This window comes from Caballeronia sp. INDeC2 (assembly GCF_023631325.1).
In the GTDB taxonomy this organism is placed as follows: domain Bacteria; phylum Pseudomonadota; class Gammaproteobacteria; order Burkholderiales; family Burkholderiaceae; genus Caballeronia.
On record NZ_JALQDG010000021.1, the window covers coordinates 88,323 to 109,622 of the forward strand.

Below are 21,300 nucleotides of genomic sequence, written 5' to 3' on the forward strand. Positions count from 1 at the left end.
AGCGCTAATAAACCAAAAAGAATACGGGATCCGGCGAAAGCAGAAGCAACGCCAAAACCAAAACGTAAAGGCAAAGCAATCAAATGGAATAGCCCCAAAAGCCCCCTCTGTTCGACCCATCGCTTTACACGCCGATAGCCAACAATTCACCCTATCGAAAGAGGCACGCATTCATGGCTACCACGACCGCAAACCAGCAACCCATCGTTCCCGCGAAGAGCGGCAAGCTCAAAAAAATCCTGATCGTCGCCGTCGGCGCGATCGTGCTCCTCGGCGCGGGAGCCGGCGGCGCTTATTTCTTCCTCGGCAAGAATCACGGCCCGGCGAAGCCGGCGCCCGAACCGCCGCCCGTGTTCTTTCCGCTCGAATCGCTCACGGTGAATCTCCAGTCCGACGACGGCACCATGCACTATCTGCGCGCCGGCCTCACGCTCAAGCTGAAGGACGAAAAGGTCCAGTTGCTCGTCACCGAGCACATGCCCGAAGTCCGCAGCCGCGTGCTGCTCCTGCTCTCCGGCAAGCGCCCCGACGACCTCGCGACCGTCGACGGCAAGAAGCAGCTCGCGGGCGAGCTGCGCGCGGCGGTCGAGACCGCGGCGAGCTCGGCCGAGAAGCCGGTGCGCGTCGAAGAGGTGCTGTTCACCGAATTCGTCGTTCAGTAACGCCGCATCAGCGAGTAAAGAGTCATGGGCCACGAAGAGTTCATGTCGCAGGAGGAGGTCGATGCCCTCCTCAAGGGCGTCACCGGCGAAATCGATCAGGAAGCTGACGAGAAAAAGCCCGCCGGCGTACGTCCCTACAACATCGCGACGCAGGAACGCATCGTCCGCGGCCGGATGCCCGGCCTCGAAATCATCAACGACCGCTTCGCGCGCCTCATGCGCGTGGGCATCTTCAACTTCATGCGGCGCTCGGCGGAAATTTCCGTCGGCCCGGTGAAGGTGCAGAAGTACAGCGAATTCACGCGCAATCTGCCGATCCCGACCAACCTCAACCTGGTCCACGTGAAGCCGCTGCGCGGCACGTCGCTGTTCGTGTTCGATCCGAACCTCGTGTTCTTCGTGGTCGACAACCTGTTCGGCGGCGACGGACGCTTTCACACGCGCGTCGAAGGGCGCGAATTTACGCAGACCGAGCAGCGCATCATCAGCAAGCTGCTGAATCTGGTGTTCGAGCACTATGCGACCTCGTGGCGCAGCGTGAAGCCGCTGCAGTTCGAATACATGCGCTCGGAGATGCACACGCAGTTCGCCAACGTGGCGACGCCAAACGAGATCGTCATCGTGACGCAATTCACTATCGAATTCGGTTCGACGGGCGGCACGCTGCACATCTGCATGCCGTACTCGATGATCGAGCCGATCCGCGACGTGCTCTCCTCGCCGATTCAGGGCGAAGCGCTCGAAGTGGATCGCCGCTGGGTGCGCGTGCTGTCGCAGCAGGTGCAGTCGGCCGAAGTGGAGTTGACGGTGGATCTCGCCGAGATCCGCTCGTCGTTCGAACAGATTCTCAACATGCGCGCGGGCGACGTGCTGCCGATCGATATTCCTGAGCAGGTCGTCGCCAAAGTGGACGGCGTGCCGGTCATGGAATGCGGCTACGGAATTTTCAATGGTCAATACGCGCTGCGCGTGCAAAAGATGATCAGCGCGAGCGATACGATGAAGGAAGGTGGATATGAGTGATCTGATGCAGAACGACGCGCCCGGCGCGCCGGAAAAAGACGACGAGCTCCTGTTGGACGACTGGGCGAGCGCGCTCGCCGAGCAGAACGGCAACGATGCGCCGGTCGCGGCAAGCGCGGGCGTGTTTCAGCCGCTGTCGAAGGCGGCGGCGCCGTCGACGCGCAACGACATCGACATGATTCTCGACATTCCCGTGCAGATGACGGTGGAACTCGGGCGCACGAAGATCGCGATTCGCAATCTGCTGCAACTCGCGCAAGGCTCGGTCGTGGAACTCGACGGTCTCGCCGGTGAGCCGATGGACGTGCTCGTGAACGGCTGTCTCATCGCGCAGGGCGAAGTGGTCGTGGTGAACGACAAGTTCGGCATTCGCCTGACCGACATCATCACGCCGTCCGAACGTATCCGGAAGTTGAATCGATGAAACGCTTTGCCGCCTTGTTGTCGGCGGCGCCGCTTCTCGCGCGCGCCGCCGACATGAATGCCGTGAACCACGCCGCGCAGATCGCCTCGGGCGTGGGTGCGGGCACCGCCGTGCCGTCGCTCGGTTTCGGCGCGGTGTTGCAGACGCTCGTCGGGCTCGTCGTCGTGATCGGCTTCGTGTTCGGCTGCGCGTGGCTCGCGCGCAAGTTCGGCTTTCAGGGCGGCAAGCGCGGCGGTCTCGTGAAGGTGGTGGGCGGCGCATCGCTCGGCAATAAAGAACGCGTCGCGGTCGTCGAAGTGGGCGATACGTGGCTCGTGCTCGGCGCAGGCCCCGGCAATGTGCGTCTTCTGCACACGATGCCAGCAGGATCGGCCGATGTGGAAGGCGTCGGTATTGCGGCGCCGTCGTTGTCCGGAAGCTTCGGCGCGAGGTTCCGCGACGCCCTCGCTGGCGAAGCGAACAAGCGGCTCCAGAAGTTCGTCAAGTAAGTTCAGTCGTTTCACCGATACATCGGGCGTGGTCCGCAAGGACTGAACGCCCGATGTTCGTTTACGGCGGACGCTTCGCAATAGAACGAGTTGGCGCGGGTTTTCCCCTCTGTTCGCGCCATCGTGCGGCATCCGCGTAGCCGACAATTCAGCCTATCGAAAGAGTTCGTCGGCAGGAGCACGTAATGCAGGTCAGTCGTAACATCGCGCGTGGTTTGAAGATCGCGCTGCCGGTCATCGCCGGGTTGATGCCGTATCTCGCGTTCGCGCAGAGCACCGCGGGCCTGCCGGCCTTCAACACGAGCCCCGGGCCGAACGGCGGCACGACGTACTCGCTCAGCGTGCAGACGATGCTGCTGCTGACGATGCTCTCGTTCCTCCCCGCGATGGTCCTGATGATGACGAGCTTCACGCGCATCATCATCGTGCTGTCGCTGTTGCGCCAGGCGCTCGGCACGACGAGCACGCCGCCGAATCAGGTGCTCGTCGGCCTCGCGCTTTTTCTCTCGTTTTTCGTGATGTCGCCCGTGCTCGATCGCGCCTACACCGACGCGTACAAGCCTTTCTCCGACGGCCAGATTGCGATGGATCAGGCGATGACACGCGGCGTCGCGCCGTTCAAGCAGTTCATGCTGAAGCAGACGCGCGAATCGGATCTCGCGCTCTTCGCGCGCATTTCGAAGGCCGCGCCGATGAACGGTCCGGAAGACGTGCCGCTCTCGCTGCTCGTGCCATCGTTCATCACGAGCGAGTTGAAGACGGGCTTTCAGATCGGCTTCACGATCTTCATTCCGTTTCTCATCATCGACATGGTGGTGGCGAGCGTGCTGATGTCGATGGGCATGATGATGGTTTCGCCGACAACGATCGCGCTGCCGTTCAAGCTGATGCTGTTCGTGCTGGTCGATGGCTGGCAGTTGCTGATCGGCTCGCTGGCGCAAAGTTTCGTATCCTGAGGAGACGCGCATGACACCCGAATCCGTCATGACGATGGCGCATCAGGCGATGTACGTCGCCTTGTTGCTCGCCGCGCCGTTGTTGCTGGTTGCGCTCGTCGTCGGTCTGGTCGTGAGCCTGTTCCAGGCGGCGACGCAGATCAACGAGTCGACGCTGTCGTTCATCCCGAAGCTGATCGCGGTGGCGGTGACGCTCGTGATCGCCGGTCCGTGGATGCTGTCGACGCTGCTCGATTACATGCGCCACGTTTTCACGATCACGCCTGCGATCACGGGCTGACTTTCGCTCGATGTTCTCCGTCACTTACGCGCAACTCAACGGCTGGCTCACGGCGTTTCTGTGGCCGTTCGTGCGCATTCTCGCGCTGATCGCGACCGCGCCCGTGCTGAGCCACATGGCGATTCCGATGCGCGTGAAGATCGCGCTCGCCGCGTTCATTTCGCTGATCGTCGCGCCGACGCTCCCCGCGATGCCGCAGGCGACGGTGTTTTCCGCGGCGGGCGTGTGGATCATCGTCAACCAGTTTCTGATCGGCGCGGCCATCGGCATGGTGATGCAGATCGCGTTCGCCGCCGTCGATGCGGCCGGCGAGTTCATCGGCCAGCAGATGGGCCTTGGCTTCGCGATGCTTTACGATCCGCGCGCGGGTGGTAATGCGGTGGTTGTTTCGCGTTATCTGAATACGTTGGCGATGCTCGCGTTTCTCGTCTTCGACGGGCATCTGCAGTTGGTGAGCGCGCTTATCGCTACGTTTCAGAGCGTGCCGATCGAGGCGAATGTCGTCGCGGCGGCGTCGCATGCGCAAGGCTGGCGTGTGCTGGTGGGTTATGGCGGCAGCGTTTTTTCGACGGGGTTGCTGCTCGCGTTGCCGATCGTGGCGGCGTTGTTGATCGCGAATCTCGCGCTTGGGATTCTTAATCGCGCTGCGCCGCAGATCGGGATTTTTCAGGTGGGGTTTCCTGTGACGATGCTCGTCGGGCTTCTTTTGCTCCAGCTTATGGTGCCCAATCTCATGCCGTTTTTTCAGCGGATTTTCGATGGGGGGATTTTGGAGGCGGGAAGAGTGGCTCGAGGGATGTTCTGATGTCCGCGGCCTGTCAGCGATACTCGTCGATTTCGATCGTGCGGCGCGTGGAAGGCGCAGAAGTGCAAATAGATAACGAAGGTGCGGTTCCAGGACGCATGGAAAGCTGATGTTCGTTTTGCTAATAAACCAACGCGACACGGCGATCCGGCAAAAAACGGCAAGCAGTCTACCGGCCATCCGCGCGACGCTTTGCGGCCCATTCAACCAGGCCCGCGCCGATACATGCCACAACCTCGCTCCAGTCAGCATGAGACGGCCGCCTCAACAGCCGCATGGTCGGATACCAAGGACTGTCCTCCCGATAGTAATGCCATCGCCAATCGCCATCCGCCGGCAGCATCAACCAAACGGGCTTGCCCAACGCGCCCGCAACATGCGCCACCGACGTATCGACAGTAACGACAACATCGAGCGCAGCGATCGCACTGGCGGTATCGGCCATGCTAGTCAAGAGCACGCCGACATCGTGAAAATTACCCAACCGCGCCGCATACCCCGCCGCTTCCCGCGCCCCCTCGCCCTTCTGAAGACTAAAGAACTCGACGCCATCGATCGCGAACAGATCATCGAGCACGGACAGTGACGGCAGCGAGCGCGCCGCGTCGTTCTCGTGGCTCGGTTCGCCCTTGAAAACCACACCGACCTTCACCGCGCTCTCGTGGACTTGCGGCATGCCGGGCACCCCGACGCACGGCGCGCGCAAATAAGGCACCGATTGCGGCAACGCCTCCAGATCGAGTGGCAGAAACACGGGGATCGCGTGCGGATAGATCCAGTAATCGAACGCCGGAAGCACATCGGCCGCCTTTACATCGATGACCACATCCGCTTCCCCCGATACCTCGAACAGCGAGACGAGCGGCGTCTGACAAACCACGCCGACGCTTGCCGCGCCCGCGCGCTCGCGAAGAATGCGCGCAAAGCGGAAGAAGAAGACTTCATCGCCGAGCCCGAACTCGCTCCAGATGACGATGCGCTTGCCCGCGAGCGGTTCGCCGTTCCACTTCGCGATGCCCGTCGGCGGCTGCGCTTTCGTGCGTCGCTCCCAGCCGAACTGTTCGGCAAGACGTTCGCGCAGCGCGAATCCCTCGTTGAGCCGCCCGCGCGCGATCGTGTGAAGCGCGAGACGAAGGTGTATCAGGTGGTCGTTCGGCATCCGTTCAACGCAACGCGCGAGCAGCGCATCGACACGCTCGGGCTCGCGCCACCGCAAAAGTTCGGCCTTCGCATAAAGAATCACTTCGACGCGGTACGGATAAGCGGCGATGGCTTCCTCGCACGCGGCGATGCACGCCTGTGCGTTTTCCGCTGCGATCATCGCCATCGCGTAATCGCGTGGACTGGCGATGTCGCGCTTACGCATGACGAGTTCGATCGCGCTTTCGGGCGCCGCGTCGGCGATATCGTCGCGAACGAGGACGAGCCGCTCGCATTGCGCGACATGCGAGACCGACTGCGCGAGGTCGAGGATATCGATCGACTGCGCCGATGCTTTCGCCGGCTTGCCGATGGTGAAGCGCCACTTGAGCGCGGAGTCATTTGGGGGCACCGTCACGAGCAAATGGCCGCCGGGCTTGAGCAAATCGAGCCATCGCGACAAGGACTGCGCCGGATTGTCCTGCGCGGCAAGACACACGCTCGCGTGAACGAAGTCGAACGACGCGTCGCTCTGACCTGCCATGTGTGACTCGCCTCCGAGCGACGTATTCCACCAGAGCAAGTTCGTCATCCCGGGAAACAGATGGTGTCGTTCCCTAAGCGGACATCGGTCCGGTCCGATGTCGATGCCAACTCCAGTCAGATAGCGCCGCACGAACACCCACTCGCCTGCGCGGCGCTCGATCGTCCTGTTCACCTCTTCCATCGTTAACGCTCTCTTGTGAACGGCTTGGGAATGCTGAACACATCGGCGCTTTCATTATGGGCAGAATCGCGCCGTCACGCGCGATGCCCGCGGCAGGTTGCACGCTTCGTGAAATCGCGCGCGGACGTTGCCGGAAGCGGAACGCTGTCAGCGGCCGCAATGTACATTGCACGGCCCGGGCGTTTGTGAAATTTCGACTGAGAGGAGCGTTTGGCGAGCGCGAAGAGGCGGTCGCGCGCGGCGAAAAAAAAGCATCGTCCGACGCCTCGAACGATGCTTCTCCGATGCGAACCGGGCAATCGGCCCGGCTGCGATCAACTCCCGATGTAATCGAACAACGACATCTTCTGGATCTGCGAAAACGCCATTTGCGCGGCCTGCAACGAGTTCTGCGTCAACTCGTACTGGCTGATCGCCGATACCAGATCGATGCTCGTCAAATTCGCGATATCGCTCGCCGTCTGCGTCTGGCTCGTCTGCATCGCGGTCTGCGTCGACTGTACTTGCTGCTCCCGTCCACCCACCACCGTCTGCGCCGACAGCACGTTGTTGAACGTGTTGTCGACCTTCGTGCCCGCCGTCGTCAGCGCATTCGTCAACGCTGCCTGCGCGCTCGGCGATCCCGTCTGCTGCTTGAGCGCGCTCACGATCGTGTCGAGCGTAGCGAAGATGTCGTTGTTGTCGGTCGCCGCCGGCTGCACGGTGAACGAATCCTTGTCGGCGGGCGTGCCGTCGATCGTCACCTTCTGGCCGGCGAGCGTGATGTCGGTCTTGCCCGTATAGGCGACGTTCGTCGGAAGCGTGTTGTCCGCCGGGTCCGACGTGATCGAATAGGTAGTCGTTCCGTCCGTCTGCGAAACCGCGAACGAGATTGTGTACTTGCTCGCATTGCCCGGGTTGCTCGTGTCGCTCACGCTCACCGCGCTGATCGTTCCCGTACCCGCATTCGTATCGGCCGCGCGCGACACCGGATCGCTTTCCATCGGCGATACGCTCTGGAAGATCGACTGGCCCGTATCGCCCACCGGAATCGAACGTCCCTCGCTGATCTGCACGGTGCGCTGACCTTGGTCGCCCGAATAGCTCGCGCCGGTGCCGGACGCATTGTTGGAGAACGGCGCGGTGCCGCCCTTGAGTCCCGAGAAGATGTAGTTGCCGTCGCTGTCCGTGGTGTTCGCGAGACCGAAGAGCTGATCGCGCAAACCCTGGATCGTGTTTGCGACCGCCGCGCGGTCCGAATCGGTGAGTGAACCGTCGCCCGCATGCACGATCTGCGTCTGGATGCTCTGAAGCACGCTGCTCACGTTGCCCAGCGTCGAATCTTCCTGCTGCAGCGACGACAGCGCCGTCGTCTGGTTCGTACTGTATTGCGCGAGCGCGCCGCTCTTCAACGTGAGCTGCACCGCCTGCGCCGCACCGAGCGGGTCGTCGGACGCGGTGAGAATACGCTTGCCCGATGAGATCTGCTGATACATCGACGCGAGCGTGCTCTGCTGGTCGCTCATCGAAGCGACGTTCATGTTGAAGTACTGGGAACTGGAAATACGCATCGCGTTTAACCTCAGTTGAACATGCCGAGCAGCGACTGGAATAGCGTCGAGGCGGTCTGAATCACCTTGCTGTTCGCTTGATAGAGCTGCTGATACTGAATCAGGTTGGCCGCTTCTTCGTTCAGGTTCACGCCCTGCACCGATTGCTGCGCCGACGTCGCTTGAGTCAGGAGCGCGGTCTGCGCCGTGCTCGTCGCCTTGAGCTGATTGGTCGTGTTGCCGATGGTGTTGACGTAGTTCGCGTACGAACTCGTCAGCGTGTCGGTGCCGCCGTTGAGCGACTTCGCCGAGACGAGATTCGCCATCGCGAGCGCGTTGCTGCCGTCGCTCGTGCCGCCCTTGTTCTGCGCGATCTTGAACGCGTCGCCGTCCTTCGGCGTGCCGCTGATGGTCGCGGAAACGCCGTTCGCCGAGACCGTCAAGCCCTTCATCGCGTCGTAGGGAATCGTATCGCCGGGGTTGTAGTCGGTGCCGTTGACGGTCACCTTCACGTCCGACGTGAAGCCATTCGCCGTTGCGCTGTACTTCAGGTTGATGTCCGACGACATCGCGTTGCTCGTCACCGTCGCCGACGTAATCGACGCCGTGCCGGTGTTCGTGCTCGCCGCCGACGTCACTGCGGGCGACGCCGCCGCGATCGCCGCTCCGTTGCTCGTGGTGAGCTTGAAGTTGTCGAGCGCGGCGCGTGTCGGCTGGATCGTGAACGAGTCGCCCTTTTGCACGCCGGTCAGCGAAGACACGTCGATGTTCAGGCCGTCGATCGTCTTCTGCGTCTCGGTCGCCGGATCGATGGTGCCGAGCTGCTGGCCCGACGCCGGGTCCGTCACCGTGTACTTGCTGCCGTCGTAGGTGACGGTGAAATCGTTAGTGGGCGGTTGCGTGCCATCGACGATCGTCGCCGTCGGCGTGCCGGTACCCTTGTTGCGCGCGTTGGCGATGATGTTCGGATCGCTGGTCGCGAACAGCTTGCCGCCGGGCTGACCGTTCAGGTCGAGACCGAGCGCGTTCTGGCCATTCAACTGGCTGGCGAAGCTCGTCGCGATGGCGCCGAGTTGCGCCTGCGCCGGATCGAGCGTTTGCGTGCGGAAGTCGATAAGACCGCCGATCACGCCGCCCGTGAGCGCCGAGTTATCGACATACTGCGTGTTCGCGGCTGTTTGCGTGGTGCCGTCGCGGCTCTGGAACGCGACCGCGAGTTCGCTCGGATCGGCCGCCGAGGGCACCGTTTGCAGCCCGTATTGCGTATTGCCGACGACGAGCGGCTGCCCGTTGCCGATGAAAACGTTGTAGTTGCCGTCCTGCTGCACGACCTGCACGCCGATCATCGAGCTCAGGTTCGTGACGAGCTGATCGCGCTGATCGAGCAACTGGTTCGGCTGCTGGCCCCCCGCGCTGGCGATGTTGATCTGCTTGTTGAGATCGGCGATCTGTTGCGAGTAGCTGTTGATCTGCGAAACGGCGCTCGTCAGCTGCGTGTTGACGCTCTGACGCAGCTGATCGTATTGCTGGCCGGCCGAGTTGATCTGATCCGCGAGCGTCTGCGCGCTGCTCATCAGCGACTGGCGCGCGGCGGTGCTGCTCGCGGAGTTCGCCACCGATTGCAGGCCGGAGAAGTAATTGGTGATGCCTTGCGCGATGCCTTTGGTCGGATCGCCGACGAGATTGTTCAGCTGCGAGATCAGCGAGTAATACGTGCTTGCCGCGCTGCTCGACGCTTGCGTGTTGTTCACTTGCGTCGTCAGGTACTGACTGTACTGACGCGTGACGGTGACGGCCTGCACGCCGTTGCCGAGATAGCCGGAGCCGGTGAACTGACCGGACGACTCCTGATAGGAGACTTTCTCGAGCGTATAGCCCGGCGTCGCGGCGTTGCTGATGTTCTGTCCCGTGGTCGTGAGGCCCCACTGGGCCGCGTTCAGACCGGAAAGACCAATGCTGAAGATGTTATTGGACATGCGTGAATCCTGGTGAGGCGGCGTTTGAGCGTGCGCTGCCGCATGGCTGTTTTGTATATCGGCCGATTGCCGGGGAAGTTGAGCGTTTGCGCGCCGTGTGGACGGTTGTCGCGATGGGGCCATTATCGGAGGGGCGCTGCAATGGCTATTGCGGGAAGAGCGGGAGTTTTATGGCTTATTTCTGTGGTTTTGGTTTTTTTGCCGGATCCCGTTTTCTTGTTGGTCTATTAGCGTCGCCCCTGTGCGGGGCGGCAGTGCAGTGGTCTAGCAATCTTGGACACTTCGAAAGGTAGACTTTGATCGACCAACGAGGTGTCAAATGGGCAGAAGGAGAATTTTCGGAAGAATTCAAGCTCGAGGCGGTGGCGCTGGTCCTGGAGCGGGGCTACACGGTGACGAAGGCTGCGAAGGCGCTAGGCATTGGAGAGACGGCGTTGCGGCGCTGGATCGGCAATCGCCGACCGGTTGCAAGTGCGCCAGTGAACGCAGTTGAGGGCGGCAGCGCTGAACAGGTAAGAATTCGAGCACTTGAGAAGCGAGTGGCGGAGCTCGAACGGGAGCGCGACATTCTAAAAACCGGTTCTGGGCGGGCGACGTGACGTATATCTGGACGCAGCAAGGCTGGATGTATCTGGCTGTGGTGATCGATCTGTATTCCCGGCGTGTAGTCGGCTGAGCGACCTCGGGTTCCTGTGACACGTCCTTGGTGATTCGCGCCTTACGGGTCGCACTTCAAACGCGGCGTACCGAACCGGGATTGATGTTCCACTCGGACCAGGGAAGCAACTATGCGAGTTTGACGTTCCAGCAGTTTCTTAAGGAGCACGAGATCGTGCAGACCATGAGCCGCAGAGGAAACTGTTGGGATAACGCTGTCGTCGAGCGCTTCTTCTGTACGCTCAAAGGAGAATGCATCGGCGAGCACGCATACCGTGATCACACCGAGGCTCGCCGATGTGCTGACTTACATCTTGACGTACTACAACCAGGAACGCTCGCACTCGGCCGCGCGTCACATGCCGCCGGCCGAGTTCGAGGAATTAAAGGTGGAAACTGCGTAATCGGTGTCCAAGAATACTGAACCACTACGCTGCCGCCCCGCACAGGGGCAGTGCCAATAGACCGGCACGACCACGGGATCCGGCGAAATAAAAAAAGAAAAAACCCTACTTCGCCAGCGACCGCCGCTTCATCTCCAACTGAGTAATGAGCCGCTGCAGCGTATTCTCTGCCGACCCCGGCATCGAAACGAACTTGAACCCGATGGTATATCGACGATCCCCCTTCGCCGTAGTCGACTCCCGATGGGAAACAAGCTTCATATCCAGCGTAACCTTCCCATTAGCGCTGAAATGCAGCTCGGCATCCTGAATCACGATGCCCATTTCCAGATTCGCGACGCGCTCATCCGTCGTGCGCAACGCGACACCGCCCAGCGACAGGTCATGCACCTCGAACCGGAACCGCTCCCCTTCCGGCAACGACCCGGTACAGATATAAGGATCGAGCACCGGCGCCTCGACGCGGAAATACTCGCGCCGCTGCATGTAATACAGCACCGTCGGAAACTCGGCCTCGAACGCCGGGCGTCCGTCGAACACCGTCTCGCGCGGCGTCGGCGTCGTGAACTCGACGCGCACGCCTTCCGGCGCCGCGTTGAAAACGAGCTTCTGCGATGCAAGCACGCCGCGGTTTTGTTCCGCCACACCGCCCCAGTCGAATGTGAACCGATGCGCGGTCACATCCACGTCGAGCAAACGCGTGACGATTTGCCCGTCGCCGTATTGCGCCGTCAGAAAGTCGCCGCGATTGGCGAGATTGCGCAGTCCCACGCCGATTTCGAGCGGATTGCGCCGGCCGAAATCCACGTTCGGCGCGATGTCCTCGTCGGCAACGTCATGCATGTGATTGGTGTTCATGGTGCTAGCCGTGTTCATTGTGCTCGCGCGCCGCTCGAATTCGAACGGCGCGCGTCGATCCGAACCGAATCGGTCCGGCACTTCGATTATTCAGGTTAGCGGCATACCCGTTCAAAAGTTTAGGGTTGCACGGCGAAAAATGTATGTGGTGCGCCGTCCCTACCAACGTAAAACGTTTGCTGCCGCAAAAGATCCGAACAATATCGCTTTTCGTGCGCTGAATTCGCGCGTACGAGGCTTTCTCAGCAAGAAGACGGCCGCAAACATCGGCTGATTGCGTCAGACGATCTGGCGCATGATCGAGATGAGCTTCTTCGCGTACTGCGGGTCGGTCGCGTAGCCCGCCTTCTGCATGCCGTGCGCAAAGCCCGCGACATCGCGCGATGCCTGAATCACCGGCGCATAGCGCGGATTGTTCTTGATGACGCTCGCGTAATCGGTCAGCGCTTCCTCGTACGAATCGTAGGCGCGGAACGTCTCGACGACCTTCTGCGGACGGCCGTTGACGTATTCGGTGGTGACCGAATCGACGGTCTTGCCGGTCCAGTTGCCCGACGCCTTGATGCCGAAGATGTTGTGGCTGGTCGCACCGTTCGCGTGCTTGATTTCGCGCTTGCCCCAACCCGATTCGAGCGCCGCCTGGCCGATGATGAATCGCGCCGGAATGCCCGTCGCCGCGCTCGCGGCTTGCGCCGGCACCGCGAGGCGGTCGACGAACGCGTTGACCTTGTCGGAACCGTTGCCGCGCGCCGGCGCTTCGAGCGAATCCGCCGCCGTGTAGCCCTTGCCCGCGAGCGATGCCTGGCTCTTGCCGGCCTGCGCCGCCGCATACGCCTTCGCCATCGCGTTCATCGCGGCGAGATTGCCCGCGTTGGCTTCGAGGTCGCCGCTGCCGCCCGACATGCCGCCGAGCGCCTGCATCGCGTTCATCGCGCCGGCGCCGCCCTTCGCGTCCGCGCCCGCCTGGCCGCCCGCGTTGCGCATGAGCTGCTTGAGCATCATGTCCGCGACGCCTATGCCCTTCGACGACATCTGCTGCGAAAGCTGCTGATCGAGCATCGACGTGAACGACTTCGTATCGTTCGATTCGAACGGGCTGTCCGAAGGCGTCGCGTCGCGCATGCTCTTGAGCATCATCTGCGTGAAGACCGCGTCGAATTGCTTCGCGGCTTCCTTGAGCCCTTGCTGCGGATTCGCGCCGGCCTGCGCGCGCAGTGCGTCGAAGCCCTGCGTATCGAGCGCGAAACGGTTCGACAGGCTGGAAAAGCCGCTCGTCGTATCGGTCGATGCCAACGCGGTGCTGGCGATGCCGGTCGTGTTCGAGTTCATGCGCCTTCGTCCCTTAGATGATTTCGAGGTCTGCGCGCAGCGCGCCCGCGGCCTTCATCGACTGAAGGATCGAGATGAGATCCGCCGGCGTCGCGCCGAGCGCGTTGAGCGCCTTCACGACATCCGCGAGATTCGCGCCCGCGCTCAGCATCTTGAGCGCGCCGCTATCCTGCTTCAGTTGAATCGACGATTCCTTCGCCGCTACCGTCTGCCCGTTCGAGAACGCGCCCGGCTGGCTCACCGCTGTCTTCGTGTTGATGACCACCGACAGGTTGCCGTGCGCGACCGCGCAGTTCTGCAGCGTGACCATCTGGTTCATGACGATCGAGCCGGTGCGCGCGTTCAGGATCACCTTCGCGGCGGCCTGCGCCGGACGCACGTCGATGTTCTGCAACTGCGCCATGAACGACACCTGCTCGCTCGCATCCTGCGGCGCGCGCAGTTGAATCGTGCGGCCGTCGAGCGCGAGCGCCGTGCCCATGCCGAACTGATTGTTCACCGCAGCGACGATGCGCTGCGTCGTGTCGAAGTCCATCTCGCGCAGTTCCATCTGCATGACGCCGCCCTGCTGCTGCAACGCCGAGGGCACCGCGCGCTCGACGATCGCGCCCGCCGAGATGCGTCCGACCGCGAGCTGATTCACCTGGACCTTGCTGCCGTTCGCGCTCGCGCCCGCACCGCCGACGACGAGGTTGCCCTGCGCCATCGCGTACACCTGGCCGTCCGCGCCCTTCAGCGGCGACATCAGCAGCGTGCCGCCGCGCAGGCTCTTCGCGTTGCCGAGCGAGGACACGGTCACGTCGATGGCTTCGCCGGGGCGCGCGAACGGCGGCAGCGTCGCGGTCACCATCACGGCGGCGACGTTCTTCAACTGCATATTTTGCGTCGTCGCCGAATTCACCGTGATGCCAAGGTTGCCGAGCATGTTGGTGAGCGATTGCGTCGTGAACGGAGTCTGCATCGTCTGGTCGCCGGTGCCGTCGAGACCGACGACGAGGCCGTAACCGATCAGCGGATTGTCACGCACGCCCTGAAACGAGACGAGGTCTTTCAGACGCTCGGCGTGCGCGTGCGGCGCGGAACCGACGGCGACGAGCGCGGCCGCGAGCGAGAACGAAACGAAACGAAGGAACGGATTCATGATCAGAACGGCGCGACGTTGAGGAAGAAGCGTTGGAGCCAGCCCATGTTTTCGGCTTCGTCGATGTAACCCTTCGCGGAGTATTCGATCTTCGCGTCGGCGATTTGCGTGGAGAAGACGGTGTTGCTGCCCGAGATGGTCGTCGGGTTGACGACGCCCGAGAAGCGCACGAATTCGTTGCCCTGATTGATGAGCATCTGCTTTTCGCCGCTCACCATCAGGTTGCCGTTGGGCAAAACTTCCGTGACGGTCACGGTCAGCGTGCCGCTGAACGTGTTGGCCGCGCTCGCGCCGCCCGCGGCGGTAAACTTGTTCGCGCCCGTGGCCGACAACGTCGTGTTGTTGAAGAGACCGCCGAAGATGCCCGGCGTCGTCGGCACCGCGAACGATGCGTTGCCGCCGCGGTTGGTGTTCGCCGCCGACGACTTCGTCGCGTTGACGTTTTCCGAGATCACGATGGTCAGGATATCGCCCACATTGCGCGGACGCTGATCTTCGAACAGCGGCCGGCCCGCGTAGCCCGCGTTGTAGATCGCGCCGGGAGAACGCGTGCCCATCGGCGGCTGCGGCGGACGCGCGGTCATCGGCTGCTGGATGATCGGCTCTTTCGGCACGAGGCCGCACGCGCCGAGCGCCGCAACGAGCGCGGCAATCGTTGTACGCGAGAGGATTTGAGTAGGCGACATCTTCGTGACTCGTATGAAGCGAATGAAGCGTTAAACCTGCATCTGCGAGAGCGTCTGCAGCATCTGGTCGGACGTGGTCACGGCCTTGCTGTTGATCTCGTATGCGCGCTGGGTCTGGATCATGTTGACCAGTTCCTGGACGACGTTCACGTTCGACGCTTCCACGTAGCCCTGTTGCAGCGAACCGGCTCCGTTGAGGCCCGGCTGCGACACGTTCGGCGCGCCCGAGCTGCCCGTCTCGGAGAACAGGTTCTCGCCGCGCGCTTCGAGGCCGGCCGGATTGATGAACGTCGCGAGCTGGATCGAACCGACCGTCGTGCTGGCCGTGCTGTTCGGCTGCGTGATCGATACCGTGCCGTCCGAGCCGATGGTGATCGCCGTCGCGTTCTGCGGAATCGTGATGGCCGGGTTCAGCTGATAGCCGCTCGACGTGACGAGCTGGCCTTGCGCGTTGGTCTGGAACGAGCCGTCGCGCGTGTAGGCGGTCGTGCCGTCGGGCATCGTCACCTGAAAGAAGCCCTGGCCGTTGATCGCGACGTCCTTCGAGTTGCCGGTCTGTTGCAGATTGCCCTGCGTGTAGAGGCGCTCGGTTGCGACCTGTTGCACGCCGGTGCCGAGCTGCACGCCCGATGCGAGTTCGGTTTGCTGCGTCGAGTTCGCGCCCGGCTGGCGCGTGGTCTGGTACAGCAGATCCTCGAACACCGCGCGCGAGCCCTTGAAGCCGTTCGTGCCCACGTTGGCGAGGTTGTTCGAGATCACGTCCATTTGCGCCTGTTGCGCATTCATGCCGGTCGCGGCGATGTAGAGAGAGCGATTCATGTTCTTTCGTGTCCTGTTTAGCTTGCGTTCGCCGCTTAGGTGAAGTTGAGCAGCTTGTTGGCCGACTGTTCGTTCTGGTCGGCCGATTCCATCAGCTTGGTCTGCATCTGGAACTGCCGCGCGTTGGTGATCATCGAGACCATCGCGGAGACCGGGTTCACGTTGCTGCCTTCGAGCGCGCCGCCCGCGACAACCACGGTCGGGTCCGCGTCGGCGGGGTCGCCGGTCGCGGTCCGGAAGAGGCCGTCGTCGCCGCGCGTGAGCGTCGCCGGATCGGGATTCACGAGCTTCAGCTGATCGACGACCGCGATCGCCGTCGGCGGATCGCCCGGAATCAGCGCGGAGATGGTGCCGTCCTTGCCGATCGTCACTTCCGCGCCCGGCGGAATCGACAGCGGACCGCCGCCGCCGAGCACCGGCTGATTGTTCGCCGTAACGAGCTGGCCGTTCTGATCGACGTGCAGGTTGCCCGCGCGCGTGTACGCCTCGCTGCCGTCCGCCGCCTGCACGGAGAGCCAGCCGGGGCCCTGAATCGCGACATCGAGCGGATTGCCGGTCTGCTGCACCGGCCCCGCCGAGTAATCCGCGTTCGGCGTGGACGACAGCACGAAGGTGCGCGTCGTGCCATCGGCGGACTGGTTCTCGAACGACATCGGCACCTGGCGGAACGCAGCGAGCTGCGCCTTGAAACCCGTGGTCGACGCGTTCGCGAGGTTGTTCGCCACGACGGCTTGCTGTTCGAGCGCCTGGCTCGCGCCAGTCATCGCGGTGTAGATCAGACGGTCCATGAATCGCTTCCTTCTTCCCTGATGCGTCTAGTGCGAACGATGTTTACAGATTGATCAGCGTCTGATCGACGGTCTGCTGTGTCTTGATCGTTTGCGCGTTCGCCTGATAGTTGCGCTGCGCGGTGATCAGATTCACGAGCTCGCTCGTCAGGTCGACGTTGGAGTTTTCCACGGCGCCGCCTTGCAACGTGCCGTGGTTGGTCGAGCCGGGCACCGATACTTGCGCCGCGCCCGATGCCGCCGTTTGCGCGTACACGTTGCCGCCGAGGTTCTGCAGGCCGTTCTGGTTGTTGAAGTTCGCGATCGCGATCTGGCCGAGCGCCTTCGTTTCGCCGTTCGAGTAGTTGCCCGTCAGCATGCCGTCGGTGCCGACCGTGAAGCCCGTCAGTTCGCCCGTGCTGTTGCCGTCCTGATGCAGGTTCGTGAGGCCGCTCTTCGCGCCGTACTGCGTCGTGCCGGAGAGATCGAGCGTCAGCGACTGGGTCGCGCCGGGCGTCGGGTCGGCGCCGTTCGGGATCGTGAACGTGAACGTCTTGCCCGAGGTGAGGTTGCCCGATGCATCGAAAGTCACGGGGCCGAGATCCGTCTTCTGCGTAACCGGATCGCCGTAGCCCGCGAACGCTTCCCACGTGTTCGTGCTCGACTTCGTGAAGTACACCGACACTTTCTGCGTGCCGCCGAGCGAGTCGTAGGCATCGACGGACGTCGACGCGTTATACGTGTTGCCGTTGGTCGGATCGAAGTCGGCGGCTGCCTTGACGTCGTCCTGCGAGTTCAGGTTGAACGCCGCTGTGATCTTCTTCGTCGCGGTCGGCGCGATGTTCGCCGTCGGCACCGTGAGCGGCACCGTGCTCGCGCTGTTGACGACGCCGCCCGAATCCGCCGCGTAGCCCATCAGTTGCAGGCCCGACGAATTGACGATGTTGCCGCTGTTGTCGAGATGGAACACGCCGTTGCGCGAGTACACGATCGAGCCGTTGTTCGACAGTTGATAGAAACCGTTGCCGTTGATCGCGACGTCGAGCGCCTGATTGGTCGTGGTGATCGTGCCTTGCGAGAACTGCTGCTGCACTTCGGAAAGACGCGTGCCGATGCCGATCTGGTTGCTGACGGCCGTGGCCATCGAGCTCGCATACATGTCGGCGAATTGCGCCGAGCCTTGCTTGAAGCCGACCGTGTTCGCGTTCGCGATGTTGTTGCCGATCACGTCGAGATCGCTCGATGCAGCGCCCAGACCGCTCAGTGCTTGTTGGTAACTCATTTGATGTTTCTCCGTGACGAGACCGCGCTCGCCCTAAATGGAATGGGGAATCAGAGGATCGACGCGACGCCCGAGAGCGCGACCGTCGAGCCGTTCGCGAGCTTGAGACCCGGCGCACCGCCCGACATCTGCACGACGCTTTGCACCTGCGAAGCCGACAACGTCGTCGCGGTCGCCTGCTGGCCGTTGATCGTGCCTTGCGCGGTGATCGTGTAGCTGCCGTCGGGGAGCGTGGCGCCCTTCGAATCGACCGGCGTCCAGCCCGTCACCGGCACGACGCCCGCGCCCTGCGCGCCGAGATCGAGCGTGTTGACGATCTGGCCCGACGCGTTCTTCACGACGATCTGCAGGTCGCTCACGTCGTTCGCCAGTTGCACGCCGAAGCTCGACGACGCGCCCTTCGACACGGTCACGCCGTTACCCGCCGCGAGCACGTTCGCGCCGATGAGCAGCGCAGCCTGCGTCTGCTGGCCCGCGGAAAGCTGCGTCGCGAGCGAAGAAAGCGACGTGTTCAGCTGGCCGATTCCCGTCACCGTGTTGATCTGCGCGAGCTGCGAAGTCATCTGCGAGCTGTCGGCGGGATTGGTCGGATCCTGGTTCTTCAACTGCGTCACGAGCAGCGTGAGAAAGGTGTTCTGCAGATCCGACGCCGATTGCGCGCCCGTCGCCGAGCTCGACGACGCCGACGAACTCGACGACGCGCCGTTCATGGTGTCGAGCAGCGTCTGCGAGACGGTCGTGCCGTTGCTGCCGATGGTGGTGTTGGAGGAGCTCACGTTGTGTCCTTGAGTGTCTTGATCAGGTTCCGATGGTCAGTGTCTTGAGCATCAATTGCTTGGCGGTGTTCAGCGTTTCGACGTTCGCCTGATAGGAACGCGACGCGGAAATCATGTTGACCATCTCCTGCACCGGATCGACGTTGGGCAGCGTCACATAGCCGTCCGCGTTCGCCGCCGGGTTGCTCGGGTCGTAGCTGGTTTTCATCGGGCTCGGATCGTCGATCACGCCGGTCACCTGCACGCCGCCGACCTGCTGGCCCGACGCCGTGCGCGCGCCGCCGAGCGGATCGACCGCGAAGACGACCTGCTTCGCCTTGTACGGCTGGCCGTCCGGGCCGGTCGTGCTGTCCGCGTTCGCGAGGTTCGACGCGGTGACGTTCAGGCGCTGCGCCTGGGCGGACATCGCCGAGCCGGCGACGTTGAAGATGTTCATCAATGAGGGCATCGCTGTTCCTTAACTGTTCGACGTGATCGCAGAGAGCATCGACTTGATCTGCGACGACAACACCGTCATGCCCGCCTCGAAGTGCAGCGCGTTGTCCGCGAACTGCACGCGCTCGGCGTCTAGGTCGACCGTATTGCCGTCGAGCGACGGCTGGTTCGGCACGCGGTAGGCGAGCTTGCCGTAGTCGTCGCTCGAACCGCCCGATGCCGAAAGCGCCGACGTGCCGCTCATGTGGCCCTTGGCCGTCGTGGCCAGGCCGCCGCTCACGCTCACGCTGACGGGCTGCGCCATCTTCAGCGTCGTGTTGTTCGTCGCGCTGCCGCCTTGCTTGAGCGCACCCGCGAGCGCGCTCGAGAAATCGACGTCGCGCGCCTTGTAGCCGGGCGTGTCGGCGTTGGCGATATTCGACGACAGCAATTCCTGCCGATACGCGCGCACGTCGAGCGCCTCACGGCCAAAAGCGAATTCCTTGTCGAGTCTGTCTAGCATTGCGGTTTCTCCTGTCGGCAGCGCCGAGGCCTTTTTGCATGACACGCATCTTAGGAGCGGCGCGCAATAACTAATCCGACGAATAACCGGGAAACGGGGCCTCTATTCGACGCTTGCCCGCGGCGGCCGATATCTAGAATTCGTTTCGTTGACAGTCGCCGCGTGTTTGCGCGGCTCGAATCAGATCAGGTACGGAGAAAGTTGATGAGCAGGTCGGCGAAGCGTGCATCGAACCCTACGGCTCGCGTCGCAGCGACGTTCGCGCTGGCCAGCGTGTCGCTTTTCATGAGCGTCGCCGTGCTCGCGCAGGCACAACAGAGCGACGGTCCGATCGTCATTCCGGGCAATGCGGAAACCAATCCCGCCGCGGCAGCCGATATGGCGAAGAGCCTGAATGCGCCCGTATCGCGCGCTGCGGCTCCCGTTGCGGCGATGCCCGCGTCAGAAATCGCGCGTTCGAGCGGCTATCGCGCCGCGACGAAAGCCGCCGACGCCGCGATGCGCAACGCCGCGCTCGAACTCGACGCCCGCGCCGACGCCGCCGACGACTCGATGAACGACGCGAGCGGCATGATCGTCATTCCCGGAGCGGGCGAAGCGAAGCCGGCGCGGGCGCCGGTCGCGGCCCCAACGCTGACAGGTGCTCCCGCTGCGTCCGCTTCCCGCGATGTCATGCCCGTCGTCGTGACGCGCGACGATGGCGTTTCTCGCGGCGCGAATGCAAAACCCATCGCTGCAAGTCCCGCGACGCCCGTCGCCGGCGCCGCTTCGCCGATGAGACGCGTGAGCTTCAATCCACAGACCGCAGCGCCCGCAGCAGCATTGCCGCAAGCGCCCGCCGCGATGCAGGACGGCGAATCGATCCGCGTCGCCGCGCTCAACTTCTTGCAGCAGCAGGCGGCAGGCTTGCCGGGCAAGGTCGAGATCACGGTCACGCCTGTTTTCCCGCGCGGCCTCGCGGCCTGCTCCGCGCTCGATCCGTTCATGCCGACCGGCGCGCGCCTCTGGGGCCGCATGACCGTCGGCGTGCGCTGCGTCGGCGAACGCCCGTGGACGCTCTACGTGCAGGCGCGCCTGTCGATCAACGCCACGTTCTATACGGCCGCGCGCGCGATCGCGCCGGGCGAAGTGCTGAGCAATGCCGATCTCGTCGCCCGCGACGGCGACATCACCGCGATGCCGCAAGCCATCGTCACCGATCCGGCGCAGGCCGTCGGTGCGGTCGCGTTGTCGCGGGTGCCCGCGGGCCTGCCGTTGCGCACGGACATGCTGCGCGCGGCGAGTTCGGTGGCGATCGGCCAGAACGTGCACGTGGTCGCCGGCGGCTCCGGCTTTTCGATTTCAGCCGAAGGCACCGCGATGAACAACGCCGCGCCCGGCCAGCAAGTGCGTGTAAAAACCGCCGGCGGCCAGATCATCACCGGCATCGTGAAGGACAGTCAGACCGTGGAAATCGCCCTCTGAAGCGGGCTATGTTCGGTTCCCCACGTTTGTTTCATTTTGTTGCAATTGCGCTAAATGTCCGCCCAGCAAGGCTTCCAGGGCGATGAGCGCGCCGAACGGCAGTTGGCCGTCCGCCGGCAGGGTAAAGTTTTCAAGCACCCTCGCCGATAAAGGACTCAACACGTTCGGGA

Annotated in this window: 22 protein-coding genes and 1 pseudogene; 10 read left to right on the forward strand and 13 right to left on the reverse strand. The window is 62.9% G+C overall.

Going from position 1 to position 21,300, the window contains the following annotated elements:
* Window positions 1–173: 173 nt before the first annotated feature.
* From fliL to fliR, 7 genes are all read left to right on the forward strand, one after another.
* Window positions 174–662: a flagellar basal body-associated protein FliL gene (gene fliL / locus NCS28_RS13215; RefSeq protein ID WP_250514231.1), complete on the forward strand. Its 489-nt coding sequence runs from the start codon at window positions 174–176 to the stop codon at window positions 660–662.
* Window positions 663–686: 24 nt separating this feature from the next.
* Window positions 687–1,685 (forward strand): flagellar motor switch protein FliM, encoded by a 999-nt coding sequence (fliM, locus tag NCS28_RS13220; RefSeq protein ID WP_250514232.1) that lies wholly within the window; start codon window positions 687–689, stop codon window positions 1,683–1,685.
* On the forward strand, window positions 1,678–2,109 hold the full coding sequence (gene fliN, locus NCS28_RS13225) for a flagellar motor switch protein FliN (RefSeq protein ID WP_250514233.1): 432 nt from the start codon (window positions 1,678–1,680) through the stop codon (window positions 2,107–2,109). The genes fliM and fliN overlap by 8 nt, the downstream gene beginning before the upstream one ends.
* Window positions 2,106–2,597, forward strand: coding sequence for a flagellar biosynthetic protein FliO (fliO, locus tag NCS28_RS13230; RefSeq protein WP_250514234.1), 492 nt, complete (start codon window positions 2,106–2,108; stop codon window positions 2,595–2,597). The genes fliN and fliO overlap by 4 nt, the downstream gene beginning before the upstream one ends.
* A 185-nt stretch (window positions 2,598–2,782) precedes the next feature.
* Complete coding sequence (gene fliP, locus NCS28_RS13235) at window positions 2,783–3,553, forward strand: flagellar type III secretion system pore protein FliP (protein WP_250514235.1); 771 nt, start codon at window positions 2,783–2,785, stop codon at window positions 3,551–3,553.
* A gap of 10 nt (window positions 3,554–3,563) precedes the next feature.
* Window positions 3,564–3,833 carry a flagellar biosynthesis protein FliQ gene (gene fliQ, locus NCS28_RS13240; RefSeq protein WP_008352562.1) on the forward strand — a complete coding sequence of 90 codons (270 nt, stop codon included), beginning with the start codon at window positions 3,564–3,566 and terminating at the stop codon, window positions 3,831–3,833.
* A 10-nt stretch (window positions 3,834–3,843) separates the two neighbouring features.
* A complete protein-coding gene (gene fliR / locus NCS28_RS13245; protein WP_061120242.1) occupies window positions 3,844–4,638 on the forward strand; it encodes a flagellar biosynthetic protein FliR in 795 nt (264 codons plus the stop codon).
* A 169-nt stretch (window positions 4,639–4,807) separates the two neighbouring features.
* Here fliR and NCS28_RS13250 read toward each other — a convergent pair whose 3' ends face one another.
* The 3 genes from NCS28_RS13250 to flgK all read right to left on the reverse strand — a co-directional run bounded on the left by NCS28_RS13250 (window position 4,808) and on the right by flgK (window position 10,010).
* A complete protein-coding gene (locus NCS28_RS13250; protein ID WP_250514236.1) occupies window positions 4,808–6,505 on the reverse strand; it encodes a class I SAM-dependent methyltransferase in 1,698 nt (565 codons plus the stop codon).
* Between the two features lie 314 nt (window positions 6,506–6,819).
* Window positions 6,820–8,055, reverse strand: a complete 1,236-nt coding sequence (gene flgL, locus NCS28_RS13255) for a flagellar hook-associated protein FlgL (protein WP_250514237.1) — start codon at window positions 8,053–8,055, stop codon at window positions 6,820–6,822.
* An 11-nt stretch (window positions 8,056–8,066) separates the two neighbouring features.
* Window positions 8,067–10,010, reverse strand: coding sequence for a flagellar hook-associated protein FlgK (gene flgK / locus NCS28_RS13260; protein WP_250514238.1), 1,944 nt, complete (start codon window positions 10,008–10,010; stop codon window positions 8,067–8,069).
* Between the two features lie 299 nt (window positions 10,011–10,309).
* Between flgK and NCS28_RS13265 the strand changes: the two are divergent.
* Window positions 10,310–11,071, forward strand: a pseudogene (locus tag NCS28_RS13265) (IS3 family transposase).
* Window positions 11,072–11,176: 105 nt separating this feature from the next.
* On the opposite strand, the gene NCS28_RS13270 reads toward NCS28_RS13265, so the two are convergent.
* The gene (locus NCS28_RS13270; RefSeq protein ID WP_250514239.1) at window positions 11,177–11,929 is read right to left on the reverse strand and encodes a flagellar brake protein; all 753 of its coding nucleotides are present in this window, start codon (window positions 11,927–11,929) and stop codon (window positions 11,177–11,179) included.
* A gap of 10 nt (window positions 11,930–11,939) precedes the next feature.
* On the opposite strand from NCS28_RS13270, the gene NCS28_RS13275 reads away from it, so the two are divergent.
* Complete coding sequence (locus tag NCS28_RS13275) at window positions 11,940–12,203, forward strand: hypothetical protein (protein ID WP_250514240.1); 264 nt, start codon at window positions 11,940–11,942, stop codon at window positions 12,201–12,203.
* Window positions 12,204–12,208: 5 nt separating this feature from the next.
* On the opposite strand, the gene flgJ is transcribed toward NCS28_RS13275, so the two are convergent.
* From flgJ to flgB, 9 genes are all read right to left on the reverse strand, one after another.
* Complete coding sequence (flgJ, locus tag NCS28_RS13280) at window positions 12,209–13,258, reverse strand: flagellar assembly peptidoglycan hydrolase FlgJ (protein ID WP_250514241.1); 1,050 nt, start codon at window positions 13,256–13,258, stop codon at window positions 12,209–12,211.
* A gap of 13 nt (window positions 13,259–13,271) precedes the next feature.
* On the reverse strand, window positions 13,272–14,399 hold the full coding sequence (locus NCS28_RS13285) for a flagellar basal body P-ring protein FlgI (protein ID WP_250514242.1): 1,128 nt from the start codon (window positions 14,397–14,399) through the stop codon (window positions 13,272–13,274).
* Window positions 14,400–14,401: 2 nt separating this feature from the next.
* Window positions 14,402–15,085 (reverse strand): flagellar basal body L-ring protein FlgH, encoded by a 684-nt coding sequence (locus NCS28_RS13290; protein ID WP_250514243.1) that lies wholly within the window; start codon window positions 15,083–15,085, stop codon window positions 14,402–14,404.
* A 30-nt stretch (window positions 15,086–15,115) separates the two neighbouring features.
* Complete coding sequence (gene flgG / locus NCS28_RS13295) at window positions 15,116–15,904, reverse strand: flagellar basal-body rod protein FlgG (RefSeq protein WP_250477211.1); 789 nt, start codon at window positions 15,902–15,904, stop codon at window positions 15,116–15,118.
* A 35-nt stretch (window positions 15,905–15,939) separates the two neighbouring features.
* Entirely contained in the window at window positions 15,940–16,692 is a 753-nt protein-coding gene (flgF, locus tag NCS28_RS13300) for a flagellar basal-body rod protein FlgF (protein WP_250514244.1), read from the reverse strand.
* Between the two features lie 43 nt (window positions 16,693–16,735).
* Entirely contained in the window at window positions 16,736–17,953 is a 1,218-nt protein-coding gene (gene flgE, locus NCS28_RS13305; protein WP_250514245.1) for a flagellar hook protein FlgE, read from the reverse strand.
* A gap of 50 nt (window positions 17,954–18,003) precedes the next feature.
* On the reverse strand, window positions 18,004–18,663 hold the full coding sequence (locus NCS28_RS13310; protein ID WP_284504857.1) for a flagellar hook assembly protein FlgD: 660 nt from the start codon (window positions 18,661–18,663) through the stop codon (window positions 18,004–18,006).
* Window positions 18,664–18,751: 88 nt separating this feature from the next.
* On the reverse strand, window positions 18,752–19,177 hold the full coding sequence (gene flgC, locus NCS28_RS13315; RefSeq protein WP_035499295.1) for a flagellar basal body rod protein FlgC: 426 nt from the start codon (window positions 19,175–19,177) through the stop codon (window positions 18,752–18,754).
* A gap of 9 nt (window positions 19,178–19,186) precedes the next feature.
* Window positions 19,187–19,666 carry a flagellar basal body rod protein FlgB gene (gene flgB, locus NCS28_RS13320; protein ID WP_250514247.1) on the reverse strand — a complete coding sequence of 160 codons (480 nt, stop codon included), beginning with the start codon at window positions 19,664–19,666 and terminating at the stop codon, window positions 19,187–19,189.
* A gap of 204 nt (window positions 19,667–19,870) precedes the next feature.
* Between flgB and flgA the strand changes: the two genes are divergently transcribed.
* Window positions 19,871–21,130 carry a flagellar basal body P-ring formation chaperone FlgA gene (gene flgA / locus NCS28_RS13325; protein ID WP_250514248.1) on the forward strand — a complete coding sequence of 420 codons (1,260 nt, stop codon included), beginning with the start codon at window positions 19,871–19,873 and terminating at the stop codon, window positions 21,128–21,130.
* Window positions 21,131–21,300: the final 170 nt, after the last annotated feature.

Coding starts and splice junctions, on each gene's coding strand:
- fliL (WP_250514231.1), top strand. CDS start 174: ATGGCTACCACGACCGCAAACCAGCAACCCATCGTTCCCGCGAAGAGC.
- fliM (WP_250514232.1), top strand. CDS start 687: ATGGGCCACGAAGAGTTCATGTCGCAGGAGGAGGTCGATGCCCTCCTC.
- fliN (WP_250514233.1), top strand. CDS start 1,678: ATGAGTGATCTGATGCAGAACGACGCGCCCGGCGCGCCGGAAAAAGAC.
- fliO (WP_250514234.1), top strand. CDS start 2,106: ATGAAACGCTTTGCCGCCTTGTTGTCGGCGGCGCCGCTTCTCGCGCGC.
- fliP (WP_250514235.1), top strand. CDS start 2,783: ATGCAGGTCAGTCGTAACATCGCGCGTGGTTTGAAGATCGCGCTGCCG.
- fliQ (WP_008352562.1), top strand. CDS start 3,564: ATGACACCCGAATCCGTCATGACGATGGCGCATCAGGCGATGTACGTC.
- fliR (WP_061120242.1), top strand. CDS start 3,844: ATGTTCTCCGTCACTTACGCGCAACTCAACGGCTGGCTCACGGCGTTT.
- NCS28_RS13250 (WP_250514236.1), bottom strand. CDS start 6,505: ATGGAAGAGGTGAACAGGACGATCGAGCGCCGCGCAGGCGAGTGGGTG.
- flgL (WP_250514237.1), bottom strand. CDS start 8,055: ATGCGTATTTCCAGTTCCCAGTACTTCAACATGAACGTCGCTTCGATG.
- flgK (WP_250514238.1), bottom strand. CDS start 10,010: ATGTCCAATAACATCTTCAGCATTGGTCTTTCCGGTCTGAACGCGGCC.
- NCS28_RS13270 (WP_250514239.1), bottom strand. CDS start 11,929: ATGAACACCAATCACATGCATGACGTTGCCGACGAGGACATCGCGCCG.
- flgJ (WP_250514241.1), bottom strand. CDS start 13,258: ATGAACTCGAACACGACCGGCATCGCCAGCACCGCGTTGGCATCGACC.
- NCS28_RS13285 (WP_250514242.1), bottom strand. CDS start 14,399: ATGAATCCGTTCCTTCGTTTCGTTTCGTTCTCGCTCGCGGCCGCGCTC.
- NCS28_RS13290 (WP_250514243.1), bottom strand. CDS start 15,085: ATGTCGCCTACTCAAATCCTCTCGCGTACAACGATTGCCGCGCTCGTT.
- flgG (WP_250477211.1), bottom strand. CDS start 15,904: ATGAATCGCTCTCTCTACATCGCCGCGACCGGCATGAATGCGCAACAG.
- flgF (WP_250514244.1), bottom strand. CDS start 16,692: ATGGACCGTCTGATCTACACCGCGATGACTGGCGCGAGCCAGGCGCTC.
- flgE (WP_250514245.1), bottom strand. CDS start 17,953: ATGAGTTACCAACAAGCACTGAGCGGTCTGGGCGCTGCATCGAGCGAT.
- NCS28_RS13310 (WP_284504857.1), bottom strand. CDS start 18,663: ATGAACGGCGCGTCGTCGAGTTCGTCGGCGTCGTCGAGCTCGGCGACG.
- flgC (WP_035499295.1), bottom strand. CDS start 19,177: ATGCCCTCATTGATGAACATCTTCAACGTCGCCGGCTCGGCGATGTCC.
- flgB (WP_250514247.1), bottom strand. CDS start 19,666: ATGCTAGACAGACTCGACAAGGAATTCGCTTTTGGCCGTGAGGCGCTC.
- flgA (WP_250514248.1), top strand. CDS start 19,871: ATGAGCAGGTCGGCGAAGCGTGCATCGAACCCTACGGCTCGCGTCGCA.